The organism is Curtobacterium sp. PhB142 (genome assembly GCF_004341255.1).
Classification (GTDB): domain Bacteria; phylum Actinomycetota; class Actinomycetes; order Actinomycetales; family Microbacteriaceae; genus Curtobacterium.
In genome coordinates, this window is sequence record NZ_SLUT01000013.1 from 41918 (window position 1) to 60101 (window position 18184).

Consider the following 18184-nt stretch of genomic DNA (forward strand, 5'->3'; position numbering starts at 1 on the left):
CGGCGCTAGGAGGCGAGCCGCTGGGCCTGGGTGACCGCCCACAGTCCGACGGCGCTCGCCGCGGCGATGTTGAGCGAGTCGACGCCGTGCGCCATCGGGATCCGCACCGTGGTGTCCGCCGACGCGATCGCGGCGGGCGTCAGCCCCTGCCCCTCGGTGCCCATGACGAGCGCGACCTTGCCGGGGACGTCCCGGGTGAACTCGGCGAGGTCGACCGACTCGTCGGTGAGCGCCATCGCGGCGAGGTGGAAGCCCTGCGCGCGCAGTTCCTCGCCCGCCGCCGGCCACTCGCCGATCCGGGTCCACGGGATCTGCAGGACCGTGCCCATGCTCACCCGGACGCTCCGGCGGTACAGCGGGTCGGCGCAGCGCGGGCTGACGAGGACCGCGTCCGCGCCCAGGCCGGCGACGCTGCGGAAGACGGCACCGACGTTCGTGTGGTCGACGATGTCCTCGAGCACGACGACGAGCTTCGCGTCCCGCACCACGTCAGCCACCGTCGGCAGCTCGGGGCGCTGCACCGCCGCGATCGCGCCACGGTGCATGCGGAAGCCGGTGAGCTCCTCGAGCAGGGCGTCCGGGCCCACGAAGACCGGACCGTCGTGGTCCGCGACCAGGGGCAGCACGCTGTCGAGCCACTTCTCCTGCACCAGGATGCTCCGCGGGGTGTGCCCGGCACGGACCGCGCGCTCGATGACCGTGTTCGACTCGGCGATGTACAGGCCGCCCTCCGGTTCGCTCACCCGGCGGAGCGCCACGTCGGTCAGACGGGCGAAGTCGTCGAGGCGGGGGTCGTCGAGGGAGTCGATGCGGACGGGGTGCACGGGGCTCGTTTCGGGGTCGTTCGTGGGCGCCGGTCGGTGTCGCGGCTGGCGTGCTGGCCGGTGTCGCGGCTGGCGTGCCGGCTGGGAAGCGACCGGGACGGTCGGCTGTTGAGGGTACCGTGAACAGGGTGCTGGATGATGCTGCGTCGACGACCGGACCGCCCACCGGGGCGCCGACCGGTCAGCCGACCGGTCTGCCGACCGCGGCGGACCTCGACCGCGTGCTCGAGGTGCTCGCCGGCAAGCGCGTCGCCGTGCTCTCCGGCGCCGGCCTGAGCACCGACTCCGGCATCCCCGACTACCGCGGCGCCGGGCGGGTCGTGCGCAAGCCGATGACCTTCCAGGAGTTCCGCGCCGACGCCGCCAAACGGCAGCGGTACTGGGCCGGCTCGCACCTCGGCTGGCGGAGCTTCGCCGCCGCCCGACCGAACGAGGGGCACCGGGCGCTCGCCGCCCTCGAGGACGCCGGTGTCGTCACGGGCGTCATCACGCAGAACGTCGACGGCCTGCACCTGCGTGCCGGGTCCCGCCGCGTGGTCGAGATCCACGGGTCGATGGACCGCGCCCTCTGCCTGACGTGCGGGCAGGTGTTCTCCCGCGCCGACCTCGCCACGACCATCGACCGCGCCAACCCGTGGATCGACGAGCCCGGCTCGGTGCAGCTGCAGCCCGACGGCGACGTCGAGATCACCGACGTCGAGCGCTTCGTGGTGCCGGACTGCTCGGTGTGCGGCGGGATGCTCAAGCCCGACGTCGTCTTCTTCGGCGAGTTCGTGCCCACCGAGAAGTTCCACGAGGCGGTGTCGATCGTCGCCGACGCCGAGGCGCTGCTCGTGGTGGGGTCGTCGCTCACGGTGAACTCCGGCGTGCGGCTCGTCGACCACGCTGCCCGCCGCAAGAACCCGGTGGTCATCGTGAACCGCGGTGCGACCCGCAGCGACCGCCGTGCCGCCGTGAAGCTCGATGGCGGGACGACCGAGACGCTGGTACACCTGGCCGAGCGGCTCGGTCCCGCGGCGTCTGGGATGATCGACGGGTGACGACGCTCCTGTACCTGGTCCGGCACGGTGAGACCGACTGGAACGCGCAGCGCCGCATCCAGGGTTCCACCGACATCCCGCTCAACGACACCGGACGGCGACAGGCCGCCGACGCCGCCGAGCTCCTCGCCCGCCGGCGGTTCGACGCCGTCGTCGCCTCGCCGCTGTCCCGCGCCGCCGAGACCGGGACGATCATCGCGGACCGGCTCGGGCTCGCGGCGCCCGTGACGTACGCCGGGCTGGCCGAACGCGCCTACGGCGAAGCCGAGGGGCTCACCGACACCGAGGTCACGGCGGAGTACCCGCACGACGACATCCCGGGCCGCGAGTCCCGGTCCGCGCTGCTCGCCCGCATCACCGAGACGCTCGGTGAGATCGCGGTGCGCTTCGACGGCGGGGTCGTGGTCGTCGCCACCCACGGCGCGGTGATCCGGAGCGTGGTGAACGAGGCGGCGCCCGGCACCGCCGACCGGCACGCCACCCCGATCCGCAACGGCTCGATCCACTCGTTCCGCTGGGACCCCGAACGCTTCCACGCGGAGCTCGTCCGGTTCGACGACCCGATCGACGACGTCTCGGACGGGCCCGGGCGGTACGCGTTCGACTACCAGAACCCGCTGGAACGCCGGGGCTGAGGAGCGTCCTGCGCGGACGGGGCGGCCGTCCTGCGACTAGGCTCCGACGCACCCGAACCAGGGGGCGACATGGTGACCGACGGAACCGACCCGGGTGGCTGGCAAGCCACTGACCAGCAGGACGACGACCTCGACCGTGCCTTCGGCCCCGAGACCGCCAGCGTGCAGACCCGCACGATGGGGCAACGGGCACGCACCTGGCTCGTCATCGGCGGCAGCACCGTCGTCGTCGCCGGCGTGATCGCCCTCGTGCTCGGCACCATCATCGGCAGCGTGCAGACCGGCATCGGCGGCGTGTTCCCCCGGCCGGACCTGGCACTCGACCGCCTCGACGACCGGCTCGCCGACGTGCCGGGCGTCACCGAGGTCCGCCACCACCCGGCCGAGAAGACCGGCTTCGCGAGCTACGACGCCACCGCGACGATCACGGCCGACCCGTCGCTCGACCCTGCCGCGCGCACCGACCTGGTCGAGACGCTGAGCCGCGCGACCGACTCGGCCGGTGGCAACGGCGTCCGGGTCGTCGCGATCGCCGACCTCGGTGCCCTCGAGGTGGGTGTCTCCGACTCCCGCACGGTGACCGCGAAGCGCCTGGTGCTGGCGGACACGCTCGACCACATCGGCGGGGTCACGGCCGTCCGCTGCTCGTGGGAACGCGGTGGCACGCCGTCGGACCGCGCCGCCGACCAGTCGATCGTCGTCGAGACCCCGGGGCGAGGGGCCGCCGTCCCGCCGATCGTGGCGCGGGTGACCGAGGAGACGCACAAGGTGTTCCCCGGGGCGAGCGTCGAGGTGGTCGCGGCGAAGTAGCGGTCGCCGGTCGTGTGGCCGACGCGGAACGACGAATCCGATGTCGTACGACGTCGACGTTGTCGCATCGCATCGGCCGACGCCCCCCGCCGCGCCCCGCTACCGCGCGCGCCGGTCAGCCACGGCCCGCTCGACCGCCCGCACGACCTGCTCCGCCGAGTCCTGCCACCGGAACCGCGCGGCCCGCTCGACCGACTGCGCCGAGGCCTCGTCCCACCGCTCCTCGACCCGCCGTACCGCAGCCGCCACCGCCGACGGCGACGCCGGGTCGAAGTACTCGGCCGCATCGCCCCCGATCTCGCGGAAGATCGGGATGTCGCTCACGACGACCGGGGTCCCGACGCCCATCGCCTCGACCAGCGGGATGCCGAAGCCCTCGTCGTACGACGCCGTCGCCAGGGCCGTGGCGGATCGGAGCACCGACAGGTACTCCTCGTCGGTCGCACCGTCGTGGAACACGATCGAGCCGGCCGGCGCGAGCCCCTCGATCCGTGCGCGGTCGGCGTCGGACACCCGCGACATGCAGTGCAGGGTCCAGTCCGCTCCGAGGAGGGGTAGCGCGGCCGCCAGCGTCTCCACGTTCTTGTACGGCATGAACGAGCCCATGTAGACGAGCGAGCGCTCGCGCGGCGCACCCGCCGCACGCGGAGTCGCCGGGTCGGCAGCGTTGTACGCCACCGTCACCGGACGCTTCGTCAGCCGGTGCTCGGCGATGAGCCCCGCGGTGGTCGCGGACACCGTGACCACCGCGTCGGCACCGTTCAGCAGGACGCGCTGCGGCACCCACGACAGGTGGAACGCGCGCCACCCGAGCCGGAGCGGCCACGAGAACTCGCGCGGAGGCGTCCGGTTCCGGTAGTAGATCAGGTCGTGCAGGGTGAGCACGAGTGCGTAGTCGCGCCCCCGCGAACCCATCGTCTGCATCGGCGAGAACACGGCGTCGAGGCCGAGCCGGTTCACCCGTCGTGCGACGAGCGGCTCCCCCGCGTCGGTGGGTGCCGGCAGCAGCTCCCACGGCAGGTCGCGCGGCAGTGACTCGAGCTGGCGCTCGTCGTGGACGAGCAGCACGACGTCGTGCCGGTCGGGCAGGTTCCAGGCCACTCCGGCGGTGAAGCGGCTGATGCCGTCGTGCCGGCCGATCCGCACGTACCGGCAGTCGATGCCGATCCGCAGGCGCGTCACGCGTCGGACTCCTTCGCGTCGCTCGCCGTCGCCTTCGTCGCGGTCATCCGGGAGGCCCGTCCCGCGCCCGACGGTCGGCCTGCCTTGGTGCCGCGGCCCCGTCCAGGGCGCGCGGCCGTGTCCGCCACCCGGCGCAGCACCGCGGCGGCGGCCGGAGCCGGTGTCTCGTAGTGCACCAGGTGGCCGACCCCGGGGATGACCACGAGTTCGGCATCGCGCAGGCGGGCGGCCAGGGCACGCTGCTCGGGGACGGCCGTGATGTCGTCGTGCTCGGCAGCGATCATCAGCACCGGCACGTCGATGCGGTCCGCGTACTCGGACACGTCGTGGGTGACCGAGGTGCGGAACACCTCGAGCACGCTCGTGCGGTTCGCGAAGGCCGAGAAGTACCGGTCGTGCTGGTCGTGCACCCAGCGGCGCATCCCGCGGTCGTGCGACTTGAGCATCGCGATGCTCATCACCCGCACGATGGCGGCGTTCCGCAGGATCCCGAGCCCGATCGGCTTCGGCAGCACCGCGCCGGCCTTGTAGTAGCCGATCGCGATCCCGGTGCCCACCGCGCGGGGCCCCTGCAGCGCCGGGGCGGCGATCGGGTTCACGAGGACGAGCAGCCGGGTGTCGAGCCCGGCGGCGACGGTGGCGGACACCACGATCGACCCGAACGAGTGGCCGAGGACGACGGCGTCGCGGCCGAGCCCGAGCGCCTCGTGGAACGCGCGCAACCAGCCGACGTACGACTCGATGTCCGACACCGGCAACGGGTCGGACACGCCGAAGCCGGGCAGGTCGGGCACGATCACGCGGACGTCCTGCAGGTGCGCGGCGATCGTCTCGAGGCCGTGGTGGTCGCCGCGGAACCCGTGCACCGCCAGGACGGTCTGCGTCGCGTCGGACGGCCCGTACTCCCAGTAGTGCGTGGTGCGGCCGTCGACCTGCACGGACCGGTGGACCACCGGGGTGGCGGCCATGAGCGACTGGTACGGGGAGAGCACGGGCGGTTGCATCGGCGCAAGTCTACGAAGACAACCGCACGAAACCCCGGACACCCGCAGCATCGCGCGCCTATCGTGTCCGGGGCGGGCCGTCGACGGGCCCGTCGACGACGACGAGGAGCACGGTGACCTTCACAGCCCCGATCCAGCTGCCCGGCCTGACGCTCGACCCGCAGTGGTACAAGCGCTCGGTCTTCTACGAGTGCATGATCCGCTCGTTCGTCGATTCGAACGGCGACGGGATCGGCGACCTGCAGGGCGTGATCGGCAAGCTCGACTACCTGCAGTGGCTCGGCGTCGACGCCCTGTGGCTGCCGCCGTTCTTCCAGTCGCCGATGCGCGACGGCGGGTACGACATCGCCGACTACAAGGCGATCCTGCCCGAGTTCGGCACGCTCGACGACTTCCGCGAGCTCGTCACGAAGTCGCACGAGCGCAACATGCGCATCGTCATCGACATGGTGATCAACCACACCAGCGACCAGCACGAGTGGTTCCAGCAGTCCCGCGAGGACCCCGACGGCCCCTTCGGCGACTTCTACGTCTGGCGGGACACCGACGAGGAGTACCCGAACATCCGGGTGATCTTCGTCGACACCGAGGAGTCGAACTGGACGTTCGACCCGGTCCGCCGGCAGTTCTTCTTCCACCGGTTCTTCTCGCACCAGCCCGACCTGAACTTCGAGAACCCCGCGGTGGTCGAGGCCGTGTACGACGTCGTGCGGCACTGGCTCGACCTCGGTGTCGACGGTCTGCGGCTCGACGCCATCCCGTACCTGTTCGAGTCGGAAGAGGGCAACGGCGAGGGCGAACCGGGGACCCACGAGTTCATCAAGAAGATGCGCGCGATGGTGGACGACGAGTACCCCGGCCGTGTCCTGCTCGCCGAGGCGAACCAGTGGCCGCGCGAGACCGCCGCCTTCTTCGGCACCGACGAGGAGCCCGAGTGCCACATGGCGTTCGACTTCCCGGTGATGCCCCGCATTTTCTACTCGCTCCGTGCCCAGCACGCCAAGGAGCTGTCGGCGATCCTGTCGGAGACGCTCGACGTGCCGTCCGCGGCAGCCTGGGGCGTGTTCCTCCGCAACCACGACGAGCTCACGCTCGAGATGGTGAGCGAGGAGTACCGGCAGGCCATGTACGGCTGGTACGGCTACGACCCCCGGATGCGCTCGAACATCGGCATCCGCCGCCGGCTCGCTCCCCTGCTCGACAACTCGCGGGCCGAACTCGAGCTCATCCACGCGCTGCTGTTCTCGCTGCCGGGCTCGCCGTTCCTGTACTACGGCGACGAGATCGGGATGGGCGACAACATCTGGCTGCCCGACCGCGACTCGTCCCGCACGCCGATGCAGTGGACCCCCGACCGCAACGCCGGGTTCTCCACGGCAGACCCGGGCAAGCTCTACCTGCCCGTGGTGCAGTCGCTCGTGTACAACTACGCGCAGGTCAACGTCGAGGCGCAGCTCGCCCAGTCCCGCTCCCTGCTGCACTGGGTGCGCAACGTCATCCACGTGCGGAAGGCCCACCCGGTGTTCGGGCTCGGGACCCTGCACGTGCAGGAGACCTCGAACGAGTCGGTGCTCGCGTTCGTGCGCTCGTGGGAGGGCTCCGGCCAACAGTTCGGGCCGTCGGCGGAGGACGTGCTGTGCGTGTTCTCGTTCGCCACGAACCCGACGTTGGTCACCGTGTCGGCTCCCGAGTTCGCCGGTCGGCCGCTCTACGACCTGTTCGGCGGCGGTTCGTTCCCCGCGTTCGACGAGGACGGCACCGTCACGCTGACCCTCGGGACGCAGTCGTTCTACTGGCTGCACGTCGGCGCGCCGGTCGGGTAGCACCGGTCGTGTCGGTGCGTCCCGTTAGCCTGACCGCGTGACGTTCCCCACAGCACAGCTGGATCCGACAGCACAGCTCGACACGCCCGCCCCGGCGCAGGACCTCTCCGGACGCCCTTGGTGGCACGCCCTCGGCGTCTTCGACCTCGAGACCACCGGTGTCGACGTCGAGACGGCGCGGATCGTCACGGCGCACGTCGGCCTCATCGACATGACGGGTGCCTCCATCGCCGAGGGCGCGTGGATCGCCGACCCGGGCATCGCGATCCCCGAGGGCGCCGCCGCCGTGCACGGCTACACCACCGAGCGCGCCCAGGCCGAGGGGCGTCCCGCGGCCGAGGTCGTCGCCGAGATCATCGCCGCGATCGAGGCGGTGTTCGCCCGCGGCATCCCGCTGGTGATCTACAACGCCCCGTACGACCTGACGGTCCTCGACCGCGAGGCAAAGCGGCACGGGTTCGCCTCCCCCGTCATCGGCAACGTCGTCGACCCGCTCGTGATCGACAAGGCCCTCGACACCTTCCGCAAGGGCAAGCGCACGCTCGAGGCGGCGTCCGAGCTGTACGGCGTCACCCTCGACGACGCACACGACGCCGGCGCCGACGCCATCGCCGCCGGTCGGGTCGCCCAGGCCATCGCCGGCAAGTACCAGGACGAGCTCGGCATCTCGGCAGAAGAGCTCCACCGCAAGCAGGTCGGGTGGTGCGCCGAGCAGGCGACCTCGTTCCAGGAGTACATGCGCAAGAAGCGCGACCCGTCCTTCACCGCCGACGGTCGCTGGCCGCACCGCAACGGCGCCTGACCCGCGCACCGGCCGCACGACGCAGAACGGGCGGTCCTCCCGAAGGAGGACCGCCCGTTCTGCTGTTGCCGAAGGACTACTTGGAGAAGCCCTTGAAGCGCTGGTTGAACTTCTCGACGCGACCGGCCGAGTCGAGGATGCGCTGCTTGCCCGTGTAGAACGGGTGCGAAGCGGACGAGATCTCGACGTCGATCACCGGGTAGGTGGCACCGTCGAGCTCGATCGTCTTGTCGCTGTTCGCGGTCGAACGCGTCAGGAAGGTCTCACCGGAGGCCAGGTCACGGAAGACGATGGCGCGGTACTCGGGGTGGGTGTCGGTCTTCATGGAGTTTCCTCGATAGCGGTAGCGGTGGTGGGATTGCGCGAGATGCGCGGGAAGTCATCGGCTTGCGCCAGCCGTCAACGTTACCAGACGGACGGCGCGATCGCAGCGCTAGGACGCGCGCGCCGTGTACCGGCCGGCGTCCTTCGTGACGGACAGCGCGATGCCGAACGCCTCGGTCAGGGTCTGGTCGGTCAGGACCTCGTCGATGGACCCGGCGGCCTGCACGTGGCCGTCGGCGAGCACCAGCGCGTGGGTGAACCCGGCGGGGATCTCCTCGACGTGGTGGGTGACGATCACGATGGCCGGCGAGTCGGCGCTCTGGGCGTAGCCGCCGAGGGTGCGGACGAGGCTCTCACGGGCGCCGAGGTCGAGCGAGGCGGCCGGTTCGTCCAGGAACAGGATCTCCGGGTCGGTCATGACGGCACGGGCGATCTGGACGCGCTTCTGCTCGCCGTCGCTCAGCTCGCCGAAGGTGCGGTCGGTGAACGACCCCAGGCCCCACTCCTCGAGCACACGCTGGGCACGGCGGACGTCGAGCTCCTCGTACTCCTCGTTCCAGCGACCCGTGACCGAGTACGCGGCCGTCAGCACGACGTCGATGACCTTCTCGGTCACCGGGATGCGACGGGCCAGGGCGGTCGACGCGAAGCCGATGCGCGGGCGGAGCTCGAACAGGTCGGCGCCGCCCAGCTCGGTGCCGAGCACCTCGACGTCACCCGAGGTCGGGAACGTCTGGGCACCGGCGACCTGCAGCAGCGTGGTCTTGCCGGCGCCGTTCGCGCCGAGCACGACCCAGCGTTCGTCATCCTGCACCCCCCACGAGATCGAGTCGAGGATGGTGGCCCCGTTGCGGACCACGGAGACGTCTGACAAGCGCACGACCGAGGGCATGCGACCAGCCTACGGGGTCCGGCCGAGCACCTCGTCGTAGACCTGCCGTGTCCTCGTGGCGATCGCGTCCCAGGTGAACTCGGACTCGACGCGCAGGCGTCCGGCACGGCCCATGAGCTTCGCGAGCCCCTCGTCGGCGAGCACCTCGTTGAGGGTCGCGGCCAAGTCCGCCACGTACTTGTCGGGGTCGGTCGGGGTGCCCGTGCCGTCCTGCGCCTGGTCGATCGGCACGATGCGACCGGTGAAGCCGTCCGCGACGACCTCGGGGATGCCCCCGGTGCCGGTGCCTACGACGGGGATGCCGCACGCCATGGCCTCGAGGTTCACGATGCCGAGCGGTTCGTAGATCGACGGGCACACGAAGACGGTGCCCGAGGACAGCACGTTCACGATCTCCTCGTGCGCGAGCATCCGGTCGATCCAGACGACGCCCTCGCGCTGCTCACGCAGGCCCTCGACCAGCCCGGTGACCTCGGCGAGGATCTCCGGGGTGTCCGGGGCACCGGCGCACAGCACGATCTGGACGTCCTCGGGGAGCGACGCCACGGCGCGGAGCAGGTAGGGCAGGCCCTTCTGCCGGGTGATGCGACCGACGAAGACGACGCTGGGGCGCGACGGGTCGATGCCGAGGGCGCGGACGGCGTCCTCGTCGACCTGCGGCTTCCAGGCGTCGATGTCGATGCCGTTGTAGACGACGTGCACCTTCGCCGGGTCGATCGACGGGTACGAGCGCAGGATGTCGGCGCGCATGGCCTTCGACACCGCGATGACGCCGTCAGCGTTCTCGAACGCCTCGCGTTCCATCCAGCTCGACAGGCGGTAGCCGCCGCCGAGCTGCTCGGCCTTCCACGGGCGCAGCGGCTCGAGGCTGTGCGCCGTGACGACGTGGGGGATCCCGTAGGTCAACTGCGCGATCCGGCCCGCCGAGTTCGCGTACCAGGTGTGCGAGTGCACGAGGTCGGCGCCCTCGACGTCGGCGGCGATGGCCACGTCGGTGCCGAGCGCCTGCAGCGCGCCGTTCGCCTGCTCGAGGCCGGCCGGCGTGCGGTACCCCCAGACGTCGACTTCGTCGCGGAAGGCCCCGAAGGCCCGGACGCGGACGTCGGTGTCGGTCCCCGACCGCAACGCAGCAGTCAGTTCGGCCACGTGGACACCCGCTCCGCCGTAGACCTCCGGCGGATACTCCCTGGTCAGTAGATCGACTCGCACGGGTTCAAGGTAACCGGTTCCCAGTGCTGACGCCTACTGTGAGCGGCATGGCACCAAAGAAGGTCTTCGGCATCGTGCTCGCTGGCGGCGAGGGGAAACGGCTCATGCCGCTCACGGCCGACCGGGCGAAGCCCGCAGTCCCGTTCGGCGGGAACTTCCGTCTCATCGACTTCGCGCTGTCGAACCTGGTGAACTCCGGTCTGCAGAAGATCGTCGTCCTCACCCAGTACAAGTCGCACAGTCTCGACCGGCACGTCGCCGAGACCTGGCGCATGGAGGGCCTGCTCGGGTCCTACGTGGCGTCGGTCCCCGCGCAGCAGCGACTCGGCAAGCGCTGGTTCGCCGGTTCGGCCGACGCGATCCTGCAGTCGCTCAACCTGCTCCGCGACGAGCGTCCCGACATCGTCGTCGTGGTCGGCGCCGACCACGTGTACCGGATGGACTTCCACCAGATGGTCGAGGCGCACATCGCCTCGGGTCGCAGCGCCACCGTCGCGGCGATCCGTCAGCCCATCGAGCTCGCCGACCAGTTCGGCGTCATCCAGGTGGACGCCGACGACCCGACGAAGATCGATGCCTTCCTCGAGAAGCCGAAGAACCCGGTCGGGCTCGCCGACTCCCCCGGCGAGGTCCTGGCCTCGATGGGCAACTACGTGTTCAACGCGGACGCCCTCGTCGACGCGGTGCTCCGCGACGGCCAGGTCGAGTCGTCCGCGCACGACATGGGCGGCGACATCGTCCCCGACTTCGTGGACCGCGGCGACGCCGGGGTCTACGACCTGCAGCGCAACGAGGTCCCCGGGTCCACCGACCGTGACAAGTACTACTGGCGCGACGTGGGGACGATCGACTCGTTCTTCGACGCACACATGGACCTCATCGCCCCGGTGCCGGTGTTCAACCTGTACAACCAGGACTGGCCGATCTTCAACCAGCAGACGAACCTGCCGCCGGCGAAGTTCGTGCGGGACGCCAACGGCAACACCGGCTCGACGGTCGACTCGCTCGTGTCGCTCGGCTGCCTGGTGTCGGGCGCACAGGTCGAACGCAGCATGATCGGCCCGTGGTGCGGGATCGACTCCGGCGCGAAGGTCCTCGACTCGATCGTGTTCGAGCGGGCGACGATCGGCGCCGGTTCGGTCGTGAACCGGGCGATCCTGGACAAGGACGTCGTCATCGCGCCGGGTGCGCAGGTCGGCATCGACCGTGAGGCCGACGAGGCCCGCGGCTTCACCGTGACCGAGTCCGGCATCACCGTGGTCGGCAAGGGCGTCCGCGTCGACGCGTAGCGTCGGCCGCACCGACGAACGGACGGACAGGAGGCACGGCTCGCGTCACGGACGCGGGCCGTGCCTCCGTCTGTCGGTACCGTTGGTCCGTGCCCCGCTTCCTCGTCGTCCTCGATGCCGATTCCACCCTCCTCGAGGACGAGGTGATCGAACTCCTCGCCGACACCGCCGGGACCCGGCCACAGGTCGCGGCGATCACGGAGCGCGCCATGCGCGGGGAGATCGACTTCGCCGAGAGCCTCCGGGAGCGTGTCGCGACCCTTGCGGGCCTCCCGGTCGACGTCTTCCGACGCGCACAGCAGGCGGTCCGCGTGACGCGGGGCGCCGACCAACTCGTCCGCGGCGTGCACGCCGCCGGTGGGACCGTCGGTGTCGTGTCCGGCGGGTTCCACGAGGTCCTCGACCCGTTCGCCGAGCGACTCGGTCTCGACCACTGCCGCGCGAACCGACTCGAGGTGTCCGACGCCGTCTTGACCGGCCGTGTGCTCGGCGACGTCGTGGACGCGCACGCGAAGGCCGTCGCCCTGCGCGAGTGGGCCGAGGCCGACGGCGTGGACGCGGTCCGCACCGTCGCGATCGGCGACGGGGCGAACGACCTCGAGATGATGCGCGTCGCCGCCCTGTCGGTGGCGTTCGACGCGAAGCCGCGCGTGCGGGAGCAGGCGGACGTCGCCGTCGTGGACCGCGACCTGTCCGCCGTGCTCGCGACGCTCGGCCTGCGCGGCTGAGCGGACCGTCCGGTTCTTCGCGCTCAGCGACACGTCACGCGCGCGAGCACCCGTGAACTGTCGCTGAGCACGAAACGACGCGCAGGCGCTGGCTAGTGGCCCATGCCGAGGCCGCCGTCGACCGGGATGATCGCGCCGGAGACGTAGCCGGCCCCGTCGCTCGCCAGGAACAGCGTGGCGTCGGCGACGTCGTCGACCGTGCCGTACCGGGCAGCCGGGATCGCCTTCTTGAACTCGGCCTGCAGCTCGTCGGACAGCGCCGCCGTCATGTCGGTCTGGATGAACCCGGGCGCGACGACGTTGGCGGTGATGCCGCGCGAGCCGAGCTCACGGGTGATCGACCGGGCCATGCCGACCAGGGCGGCCTTCGACGACGCGTAGTTGACCTGGCCGATCTGGCCGTAGGCGCCGACGACGCTCGACATGAGCACGATGCGGCCGAACTTGGCCTTCATCATGCCCTTGGTGGCGCGCTTCACGACCCGGAACGTGCCGGTCAGGTTGGTGTCGACGACGCTCGTGAAGTCGTCCTCGGACATGCGGAGCAGCAGCTGGTCGTTCGTGATACCGGCGTTGGCCACGAGCACCTCGATCGGTCCGAGTTCGGCTTCGACCTGCGTGAAGGCGGCGTCCACCGAGGCCGTGTCGGTGATGTCGGCCTGCACGGTGAGGGCCCCTTCGGGTCCGCCCTGTCCGCTGCGCGACGTGACCGCGACGCGGTGCCCGGCGGCGACGAAACGCTCGGCGAGGGCGTGGCCGATGCCGCGGTTGCCGCCGGTGATCAGGACGGTACGGGGGGTGCTCATGGTCGCTCCGTTCGGTGGTGGTGTGCGGTCGTGTCGTGCCGACGGGTCGGCGGACACGCCCGGACGAGCGTAGCGGAGCCAGCACCGCAGCCCGTTCGCGCGCGGCGCACCCACGATCGGCCCCGGAGGCTTAGGCTGGACCACGGGTAGACGGAGACCATCTGTATGAAGAGCACGCACACCAGCATCACCACGCTCCCGGATTCGCCGGAGCTGGACCGGGCGCACCGCCTGTCCCGCTACGTGTGGCAGATGGCCATCCGCGTCGTCCTCTTCGTCGTGGCCGTGCTCGTCTACTCCATCTGGCACTCCTGGATCGCCGTCGTGCCGATCGTCTTCGCCGCCGTGATCCCCTGGGTCGCCGTGATCGTCGCGAACGCCGGCAGCCGGACCGAGAGCGACATGATCTCGCCCGCCGGTGCGATGCAGCTCTACGACGCCGTCGACCCCGGCCTCCGCGAGCAGCAGGAAGAGGACCGGGCCCAGGCCTACCGCGACGAGCAGGACCGCCTCCGGCAGCAGGCCCAGCACGCGCAGGACGAGTGGCAGCGCAACGGCGACCGCTCGAAGATGTGGGGACACCGCTGATGGGCGCGACCTTCGACCTGCACACCGAACCGGGCTCGACCCCCGTCTGCTCCCGAGCCGGCTGCTCCAACACGGCAGCGTGGCGGGTGAACTGGCGCAACCCCCGGATCCACTCCGCCGACCGCGTGAAGATCTGGGCCGCGTGCGAGGAGCACCGCGACTTCCTCGCCGACTACCTGCGGTCCCGCACCTTCCCGGTGCGCGTCACCGGCATGCACGAGGACGTCGACCGGCTCGACGACGAACGCGATCCGGCCTCGTCGCCGAAGAACGACGTCGGGGTGCGCTCCACCGGCACCGGTCGATGACCGACGACTTCGACCCGCACTCCCGGTACAGCCGGAAGCACGCTGCCAAGCTGCAGCGCGCCGCCGACCACGCCCGTCGCTCCGAGCCGGACGACGAACGCCCCACCCAAGGCCCGGACGAGCCCTTCGTCGGCTGGCACTTCGTCCGCAGTCGCCGCTGGCTCGGGTACTTCGCGATCGCCGTGGCATTCGCGATCGTCTGCGCCCTGTTCGGCATGTGGCAGTGGGACCGCCGCAACGAGGCGGTGCGTCAGAACGAGCAGGTCGCCCAGAACTACGACCACACGCCGGTCCCCCTCGATCAGGCGCTGCCGACGGCGTCGAGCTGGCAGGACGAGCAGGAGTGGCTCCGCGTCTCCGTGACCGGCCGCTACGACATCGACGCGCAGCTGCTCGTCCGCAACCGCGTGCACAACGGCCAGCCCGGCTTCGAGGTCCTGACCCCCCTGGTCACCGACGACGGCCGCGCGTTCATCGTCGACCGCGGCTGGGTCCCCACCGGCAACGCGCAGGACGCCCCCGACCACGTGCCCGCTCCCCCGTCGGGCGAGGTCACGGCGATCGTCCGGCTGCAGCAGAGCGAGCCCCGGATCCCCGGCCGTACCGACCCCGCGCACACAGACCAAGTGCAGTCGGTCACCCTGGCCGACGTCGCGAAGAAGGTCGACACCCCGATCTGGACGGGTGCGTACGGCGAGCTCGCCTCCGAGTCCCCCGCCCCGACCGAGGCGCGCCCGCTCGGCTGGGAGCGTCCCACCGCCGACACCGGCCTGCACCTGAGCTACTTCATCCAGTGGTTCCTGTTCGCGGCCGGCGGCTTCGGGTTCCTGGCGTACGTGATGGTGCAGGAGTACCGGAACCTCAACCAGGACGACCCGGAGGAACGCGAGCGCGCCCAGGAGCGGCAGCGCCGCAAGGACGCCAAGCCGAAGACCGACGCCGAGATCGAGGACGACCTGATCGCGTCCCGCCGCTGACGCGCTGCGCCGGGCCGCTCGCCGCGGGCGCGCCGCCGAGCGGTCACGAACCGTCGCCCATCGACGCCGGTGACGCCACGTGGTGACCACTCGGCGGACGTGAGCGGGTTGCCTTGACCGACGGGACAGCGGACGGGAGGCCCGTGGCGGCGTCGCCACGGGCCTCCCGTCCGTCCTACGGTCACGTCGACCACCGCACGCCGCCCGGCCGCTCGTCACGACGCGCTCGCACGCGTGCCGCCGAGCGGTCACGAACCGTCGCTCGCCGGCGACGGCGACGACACATGGTGACCACTCGGCGAACCTGAGCGGGGTGTCGTGACCGACCGGCGTCAGGCGAGCTCGATGAGCTCCGCGTAGTCCTTGTTCCAGTGGTCCTCGGTGCCGTCCGGCAGGAGCAGCACGCGCTCGGGGTTGAGCGCCTCGACGGCACCGGCGTCGTGCGACACCAGGACGACCGCGCCCTCGAACCCGGCGAGGGCATTGAGGATCTCCTCGCGCGATGCCGGGTCCAGGTTGTTCGTCGGTTCGTCGAGCAGTAGCACGTTCGCGCCCGAGACGACGATCATCGCGAGCGACAGACGCGTCTTCTCACCACCGGACAGGACCCCGGCCTTCTTGTAGCCGTCGTCCCCGGTGAACAGGAACGACCCGAGCACACGACGGGCCTCGGTCTCGTTGAGGTCGGTCGACGCCGACACCATGTTCTCGATCACGGTGCGGTTGATGTCGATGTTCTCGTGCTCCTGCGCGTAGTACCCGATGCGCAGACCGTGGCCCGGCTGGATCTCACCGGTGTCGGGCAGGTCGGCACCCGCGAGGATCCGGAGCAGCGTCGTCTTGCCGGCACCGTTGAACCCGAGGATGACGACGCGCGAACCGCGGTCGATCGCCAGGTCGACGCCCGCGAAGATCTCGAGCGACCCGTAGGACTTCGACAGCCCCTCGGCCATCAGCGGCGTGCGGCCGCACGGGGCCGGCGTGGGGAAGCGGATCTTGGCGACCCGGTCGGCGACGCGCTCGTCCTCGAGGCCCGCGAGCAGCTTGTCGGCACGCGCGACCATCTGGTGCGCCGCCGCGGCCTTCGACGCCTTGGCACCGAAGCGAGCGGCCTGGTCCTTGAGCGTGGCGGCCTTCTTCTCGGCGCCCGCGCGCTCCTTGCGGCGGCGCTCCTCGTCGGCGACGCGCTGCCGCTGGTACAGCTTCCAGCCCATGTTGTAGATGTCGATGGTCTGGCGGTTGGCGTCGAGGTAGAAGACGCGGTTGACGACCTCTTCCACGAGCTCGACGTCGTGGGAGATGATGATGACGCCACCGGGGTAGGTCTTCAGGTGCTCGCGCAGCCACACGACCGAGTCGGCGTCGAGGTGGTTCGTGGGCTCGTCGAGGATCATCGTCTCGGCATCCGAGAACAGGATCCGCGCGAGCTCGATGCGACGACGCTGACCACCGGACAGGGTCTTGAGCTGCTGGTCGAGGATGCGGTCCGGCAGCTTGAGGTTCGATGCGATCGACGCCGCCTCGGCCTCGGCCGCGTAGCCGCCGAGCGCGTTGAACTGGTCGTCGAGCCGGCTGTACCGGCGCATCGCCTTCTCGGCGACGGCGGTGTCCTCGCTCGCCATGTCGAGCGTGGCGAGGCGGATGCCCTCCACGAGCTCACCGAGCCCGCGGGCGTCGAGGATGCGCTTGCGCGCGGTCTCCTCCGGGTCACCGGAGCGCGGGTCCTGCGGCAGGTAGCCGATCTCACCACCGCGGTCGATCGTGCCGCCGTTCGGCTGCGTCTCGCCCGCGAGGGCCTTGGTCATCGTCGTCTTCCCCGCGCCGTTGCGGCCGACGAGTCCGATCTTCTCGCCCTTCTCGACACGGAAGGACACGTCTTCCATGAGGAGACGAGCTCCGACGCGGATCTCGAGTTCGTGCACGGCAAGCACAGTGGACGTCCAATCAGTTGGTGGGTTTGCACAACGACGTGTGCGTGAGGTGCACCGCTACGCTGACGGGACCGATGGTTCCGAACGGGACCAGCAGTCCATTCTAGGAGAATCCATGACGAACGCCACCGGGTTCGCTCCCCGCGCAGTCCTCGCCGACCGTCTGCGGACGCACGGGCTGGCCACGAACGCCGCCCTCGTCGCTGGCGGAGCCCTGTTCACCGCTGCGATGGCACAGCTCGAGGTCCCGATGTGGCCGGTCCCGATCACCGGGCAGACGCTCGCCGTCGTGCTCGTCGGCGCGACCCTGGGTGCCCGCCGCGGCATGCTCTCGCTGCTCGTCTACGCCGTCGCCGGCCTCGCGGGCGCACCGTTCTTCGCCGACATGACCGGCGGCCTGCAGGCCCTGGCCGTGCCGAGCTTCGGCTACGTCATCGGGTTCATCCCCGCCGCGGGCGTCGTCGGTTGGCTGGCCCGCCGCAACTGGGACCGGCACTTCGGGCGCGCAGCCGTCGCGATGCTGCTCGCGAGTGCCATCCCGTTCGTCACCGGCCTGCCGTACCTGGCGGTCGTGCTCGGGCAGCTCGGCGCACAGAACGACCTGCAGTCGGTGCTCGCCGCCGGCCTGTACCCGTTCATCGTCGGTGGGATCGCGAAGGCGCTCATCGCCGCGGGCATCGTGCCGCTCGCGTGGAAGGCACTCGGCCGCCGCTGACGCTGCGCACGACAACGGCCCCGCACCGATCGGTGCGGGGCCGTTCTGCGTCCGCTGCGTGCGGGGTGACGGGCTGTGAGTGCGGTCACGACTCCCCGCCAGCCGGACGCCGAGTGGTCACCTTCCGTCGCCCGGAGCGCGGTCGGCCGACAGAACGTGACCGCTCGGGGAACGTGAGTGGCGTGTCGCGCCCCGCGCGCGGCGCGACCACGGACGGACGGGAGGCCCGGTGCCAGTGGACTGGTCCCCGGTTCTTGGACTGATTAGTCGGTTCGAGATCCGGGGATGGTTCGTGTG

The 18184-nt window shown here is 70.9% G+C and carries 18 protein-coding genes and 1 pseudogene; 11 read left to right on the forward strand and 8 right to left on the reverse strand.

Annotated elements, in window-relative coordinates; translation table 11 throughout:
• Positions 1 to 5 precede the first annotated feature (5 nt).
• Complete coding sequence (locus EDF31_RS18595; protein ID WP_131847417.1) at positions 6 to 824, reverse strand: RNA methyltransferase; 819 nt, start codon at positions 822 to 824, stop codon at positions 6 to 8.
• A 194-nt stretch (positions 825 to 1018) separates the two neighbouring features.
• Here EDF31_RS18595 and EDF31_RS18600 point away from each other — a divergent pair, with 194 nt between their 5' ends.
• From EDF31_RS18600 to EDF31_RS18610, 3 genes are all read left to right on the forward strand, one after another.
• Positions 1019 to 1864: a Sir2 family NAD-dependent protein deacetylase gene (locus EDF31_RS18600; protein WP_123938113.1), complete on the forward strand. Its 846-nt coding sequence runs from the start codon at positions 1019 to 1021 to the stop codon at positions 1862 to 1864.
• Positions 1861 to 2499 carry a histidine phosphatase family protein gene (locus tag EDF31_RS18605; RefSeq protein ID WP_131847419.1) on the forward strand — a complete coding sequence of 213 codons (639 nt, stop codon included), beginning with the start codon at positions 1861 to 1863 and terminating at the stop codon, positions 2497 to 2499. The genes EDF31_RS18600 and EDF31_RS18605 overlap by 4 nt, the downstream gene beginning before the upstream one ends.
• Before the next feature lie 69 nt (positions 2500 to 2568).
• The gene (locus tag EDF31_RS18610; RefSeq protein ID WP_131847421.1) at positions 2569 to 3309 is read left to right on the forward strand and encodes a hypothetical protein; all 741 of its coding nucleotides are present in this window, start codon (positions 2569 to 2571) and stop codon (positions 3307 to 3309) included.
• Positions 3310 to 3408: 99 nt separating this feature from the next.
• Here EDF31_RS18610 and EDF31_RS18615 read toward each other — a convergent pair whose 3' ends face one another.
• Positions 3409 to 4482, reverse strand: coding sequence for a glycosyltransferase family 1 protein (locus tag EDF31_RS18615; RefSeq protein ID WP_131847443.1), 1074 nt, complete (start codon positions 4480 to 4482; stop codon positions 3409 to 3411).
• A 5-nt stretch (positions 4483 to 4487) separates the two neighbouring features.
• Entirely contained in the window at positions 4488 to 5495 is a 1008-nt protein-coding gene (locus EDF31_RS18620; RefSeq protein ID WP_243650151.1) for an alpha/beta hydrolase, read from the reverse strand.
• Between the two features lie 113 nt (positions 5496 to 5608).
• On the opposite strand from EDF31_RS18620, the gene treS reads away from it, so the two are divergent.
• Positions 5609 to 7318: a maltose alpha-D-glucosyltransferase gene (gene treS / locus EDF31_RS18625; protein WP_131847423.1), complete on the forward strand. Its 1710-nt coding sequence runs from the start codon at positions 5609 to 5611 to the stop codon at positions 7316 to 7318.
• A gap of 37 nt (positions 7319 to 7355) precedes the next feature.
• Entirely contained in the window at positions 7356 to 8120 is a 765-nt protein-coding gene (locus tag EDF31_RS18630) for a 3'-5' exonuclease (protein WP_243650152.1), read from the forward strand.
• A 76-nt stretch (positions 8121 to 8196) separates the two neighbouring features.
• On the opposite strand, the gene EDF31_RS18635 is transcribed toward EDF31_RS18630, so the two are convergent.
• The 3 genes from EDF31_RS18635 to glgA form a co-directional block, all read right to left on the reverse strand.
• On the reverse strand, positions 8197 to 8445 hold the full coding sequence (locus tag EDF31_RS18635) for a type B 50S ribosomal protein L31 (protein ID WP_017887280.1): 249 nt from the start codon (positions 8443 to 8445) through the stop codon (positions 8197 to 8199).
• A gap of 108 nt (positions 8446 to 8553) precedes the next feature.
• The gene (locus EDF31_RS18640; RefSeq protein ID WP_131847425.1) at positions 8554 to 9336 is read right to left on the reverse strand and encodes an ABC transporter ATP-binding protein; all 783 of its coding nucleotides are present in this window, start codon (positions 9334 to 9336) and stop codon (positions 8554 to 8556) included.
• A 9-nt stretch (positions 9337 to 9345) separates the two neighbouring features.
• Positions 9346 to 10545, reverse strand: coding sequence for a glycogen synthase (gene glgA, locus EDF31_RS18645; protein ID WP_131847427.1), 1200 nt, complete (start codon positions 10543 to 10545; stop codon positions 9346 to 9348).
• Positions 10546 to 10592: 47 nt separating this feature from the next.
• On the opposite strand from glgA, the gene glgC reads away from it, so the two are divergent.
• The gene (glgC, locus tag EDF31_RS18650) at positions 10593 to 11834 is read left to right on the forward strand and encodes a glucose-1-phosphate adenylyltransferase (RefSeq protein WP_123294454.1); all 1242 of its coding nucleotides are present in this window, start codon (positions 10593 to 10595) and stop codon (positions 11832 to 11834) included.
• 89 nt (positions 11835 to 11923) lie between these two features.
• Positions 11924 to 12562, forward strand: a complete 639-nt coding sequence (gene serB, locus EDF31_RS18655) for a phosphoserine phosphatase SerB (protein ID WP_131847429.1) — start codon at positions 11924 to 11926, stop codon at positions 12560 to 12562.
• Positions 12563 to 12654: 92 nt separating this feature from the next.
• On the opposite strand, the gene fabG is transcribed toward serB, so the two are convergent.
• A complete protein-coding gene (gene fabG, locus EDF31_RS18660; protein WP_027465673.1) occupies positions 12655 to 13368 on the reverse strand; it encodes a 3-oxoacyl-ACP reductase FabG in 714 nt (237 codons plus the stop codon).
• Positions 13369 to 13533: 165 nt separating this feature from the next.
• Between fabG and EDF31_RS18665 the strand changes: the two genes are divergently transcribed.
• From EDF31_RS18665 to EDF31_RS18675, 3 genes and pseudogenes are all read left to right on the forward strand, one after another.
• Positions 13534 to 13956 carry a DUF3099 domain-containing protein gene (locus EDF31_RS18665; protein ID WP_131847431.1) on the forward strand — a complete coding sequence of 141 codons (423 nt, stop codon included), beginning with the start codon at positions 13534 to 13536 and terminating at the stop codon, positions 13954 to 13956.
• Positions 13956 to 14162 (forward strand): annotated as a pseudogene (locus EDF31_RS18670) (hypothetical protein); the annotation flags it as partial. The gene EDF31_RS18665 and the pseudogene EDF31_RS18670, both read left to right, overlap by 1 nt.
• Positions 14163 to 14260: 98 nt before the next feature.
• On the forward strand, positions 14261 to 15241 hold the full coding sequence (locus EDF31_RS18675) for an SURF1 family protein (RefSeq protein ID WP_131847433.1): 981 nt from the start codon (positions 14261 to 14263) through the stop codon (positions 15239 to 15241).
• 332 nt (positions 15242 to 15573) lie between these two features.
• Here the strand turns inward: EDF31_RS18675 and EDF31_RS18680 are convergent, their stop codons facing one another.
• Positions 15574 to 17172 (reverse strand): ABC-F family ATP-binding cassette domain-containing protein, encoded by a 1599-nt coding sequence (locus EDF31_RS18680; protein ID WP_123294378.1) that lies wholly within the window; start codon positions 17170 to 17172, stop codon positions 15574 to 15576.
• 115 nt (positions 17173 to 17287) lie between these two features.
• Between EDF31_RS18680 and EDF31_RS18685 the strand changes: the two genes are divergently transcribed.
• A complete protein-coding gene (locus EDF31_RS18685; protein WP_131847435.1) occupies positions 17288 to 17887 on the forward strand; it encodes a biotin transporter BioY in 600 nt (199 codons plus the stop codon).
• The last annotated feature ends 297 nt before the right edge of the window (positions 17888 to 18184 follow it).

Bases quoted from the DNA above. Each gene is read 5' to 3' on its own strand.
- EDF31_RS18685 (WP_131847435.1), top strand. From the start codon at position 17,288: ATGACGAACGCCACCGGGTTCGCTCCCCGCGCAGTCCTCGCCGACCGT.
- EDF31_RS18665 (WP_131847431.1), top strand. From the start codon at position 13,534: ATGAAGAGCACGCACACCAGCATCACCACGCTCCCGGATTCGCCGGAG.
- EDF31_RS18640 (WP_131847425.1), bottom strand. From the start codon at position 9,336: ATGCCCTCGGTCGTGCGCTTGTCAGACGTCTCCGTGGTCCGCAACGGG.
- EDF31_RS18620 (WP_243650151.1), bottom strand. From the start codon at position 5,495: ATGCAACCGCCCGTGCTCTCCCCGTACCAGTCGCTCATGGCCGCCACC.
- EDF31_RS18635 (WP_017887280.1), bottom strand. From the start codon at position 8,445: ATGAAGACCGACACCCACCCCGAGTACCGCGCCATCGTCTTCCGTGAC.
- EDF31_RS18675 (WP_131847433.1), top strand. From the start codon at position 14,261: ATGACCGACGACTTCGACCCGCACTCCCGGTACAGCCGGAAGCACGCT.
- fabG (WP_027465673.1), bottom strand. From the start codon at position 13,368: ATGAGCACCCCCCGTACCGTCCTGATCACCGGCGGCAACCGCGGCATC.
- EDF31_RS18610 (WP_131847421.1), top strand. From the start codon at position 2,569: ATGGTGACCGACGGAACCGACCCGGGTGGCTGGCAAGCCACTGACCAG.
- glgC (WP_123294454.1), top strand. From the start codon at position 10,593: ATGGCACCAAAGAAGGTCTTCGGCATCGTGCTCGCTGGCGGCGAGGGG.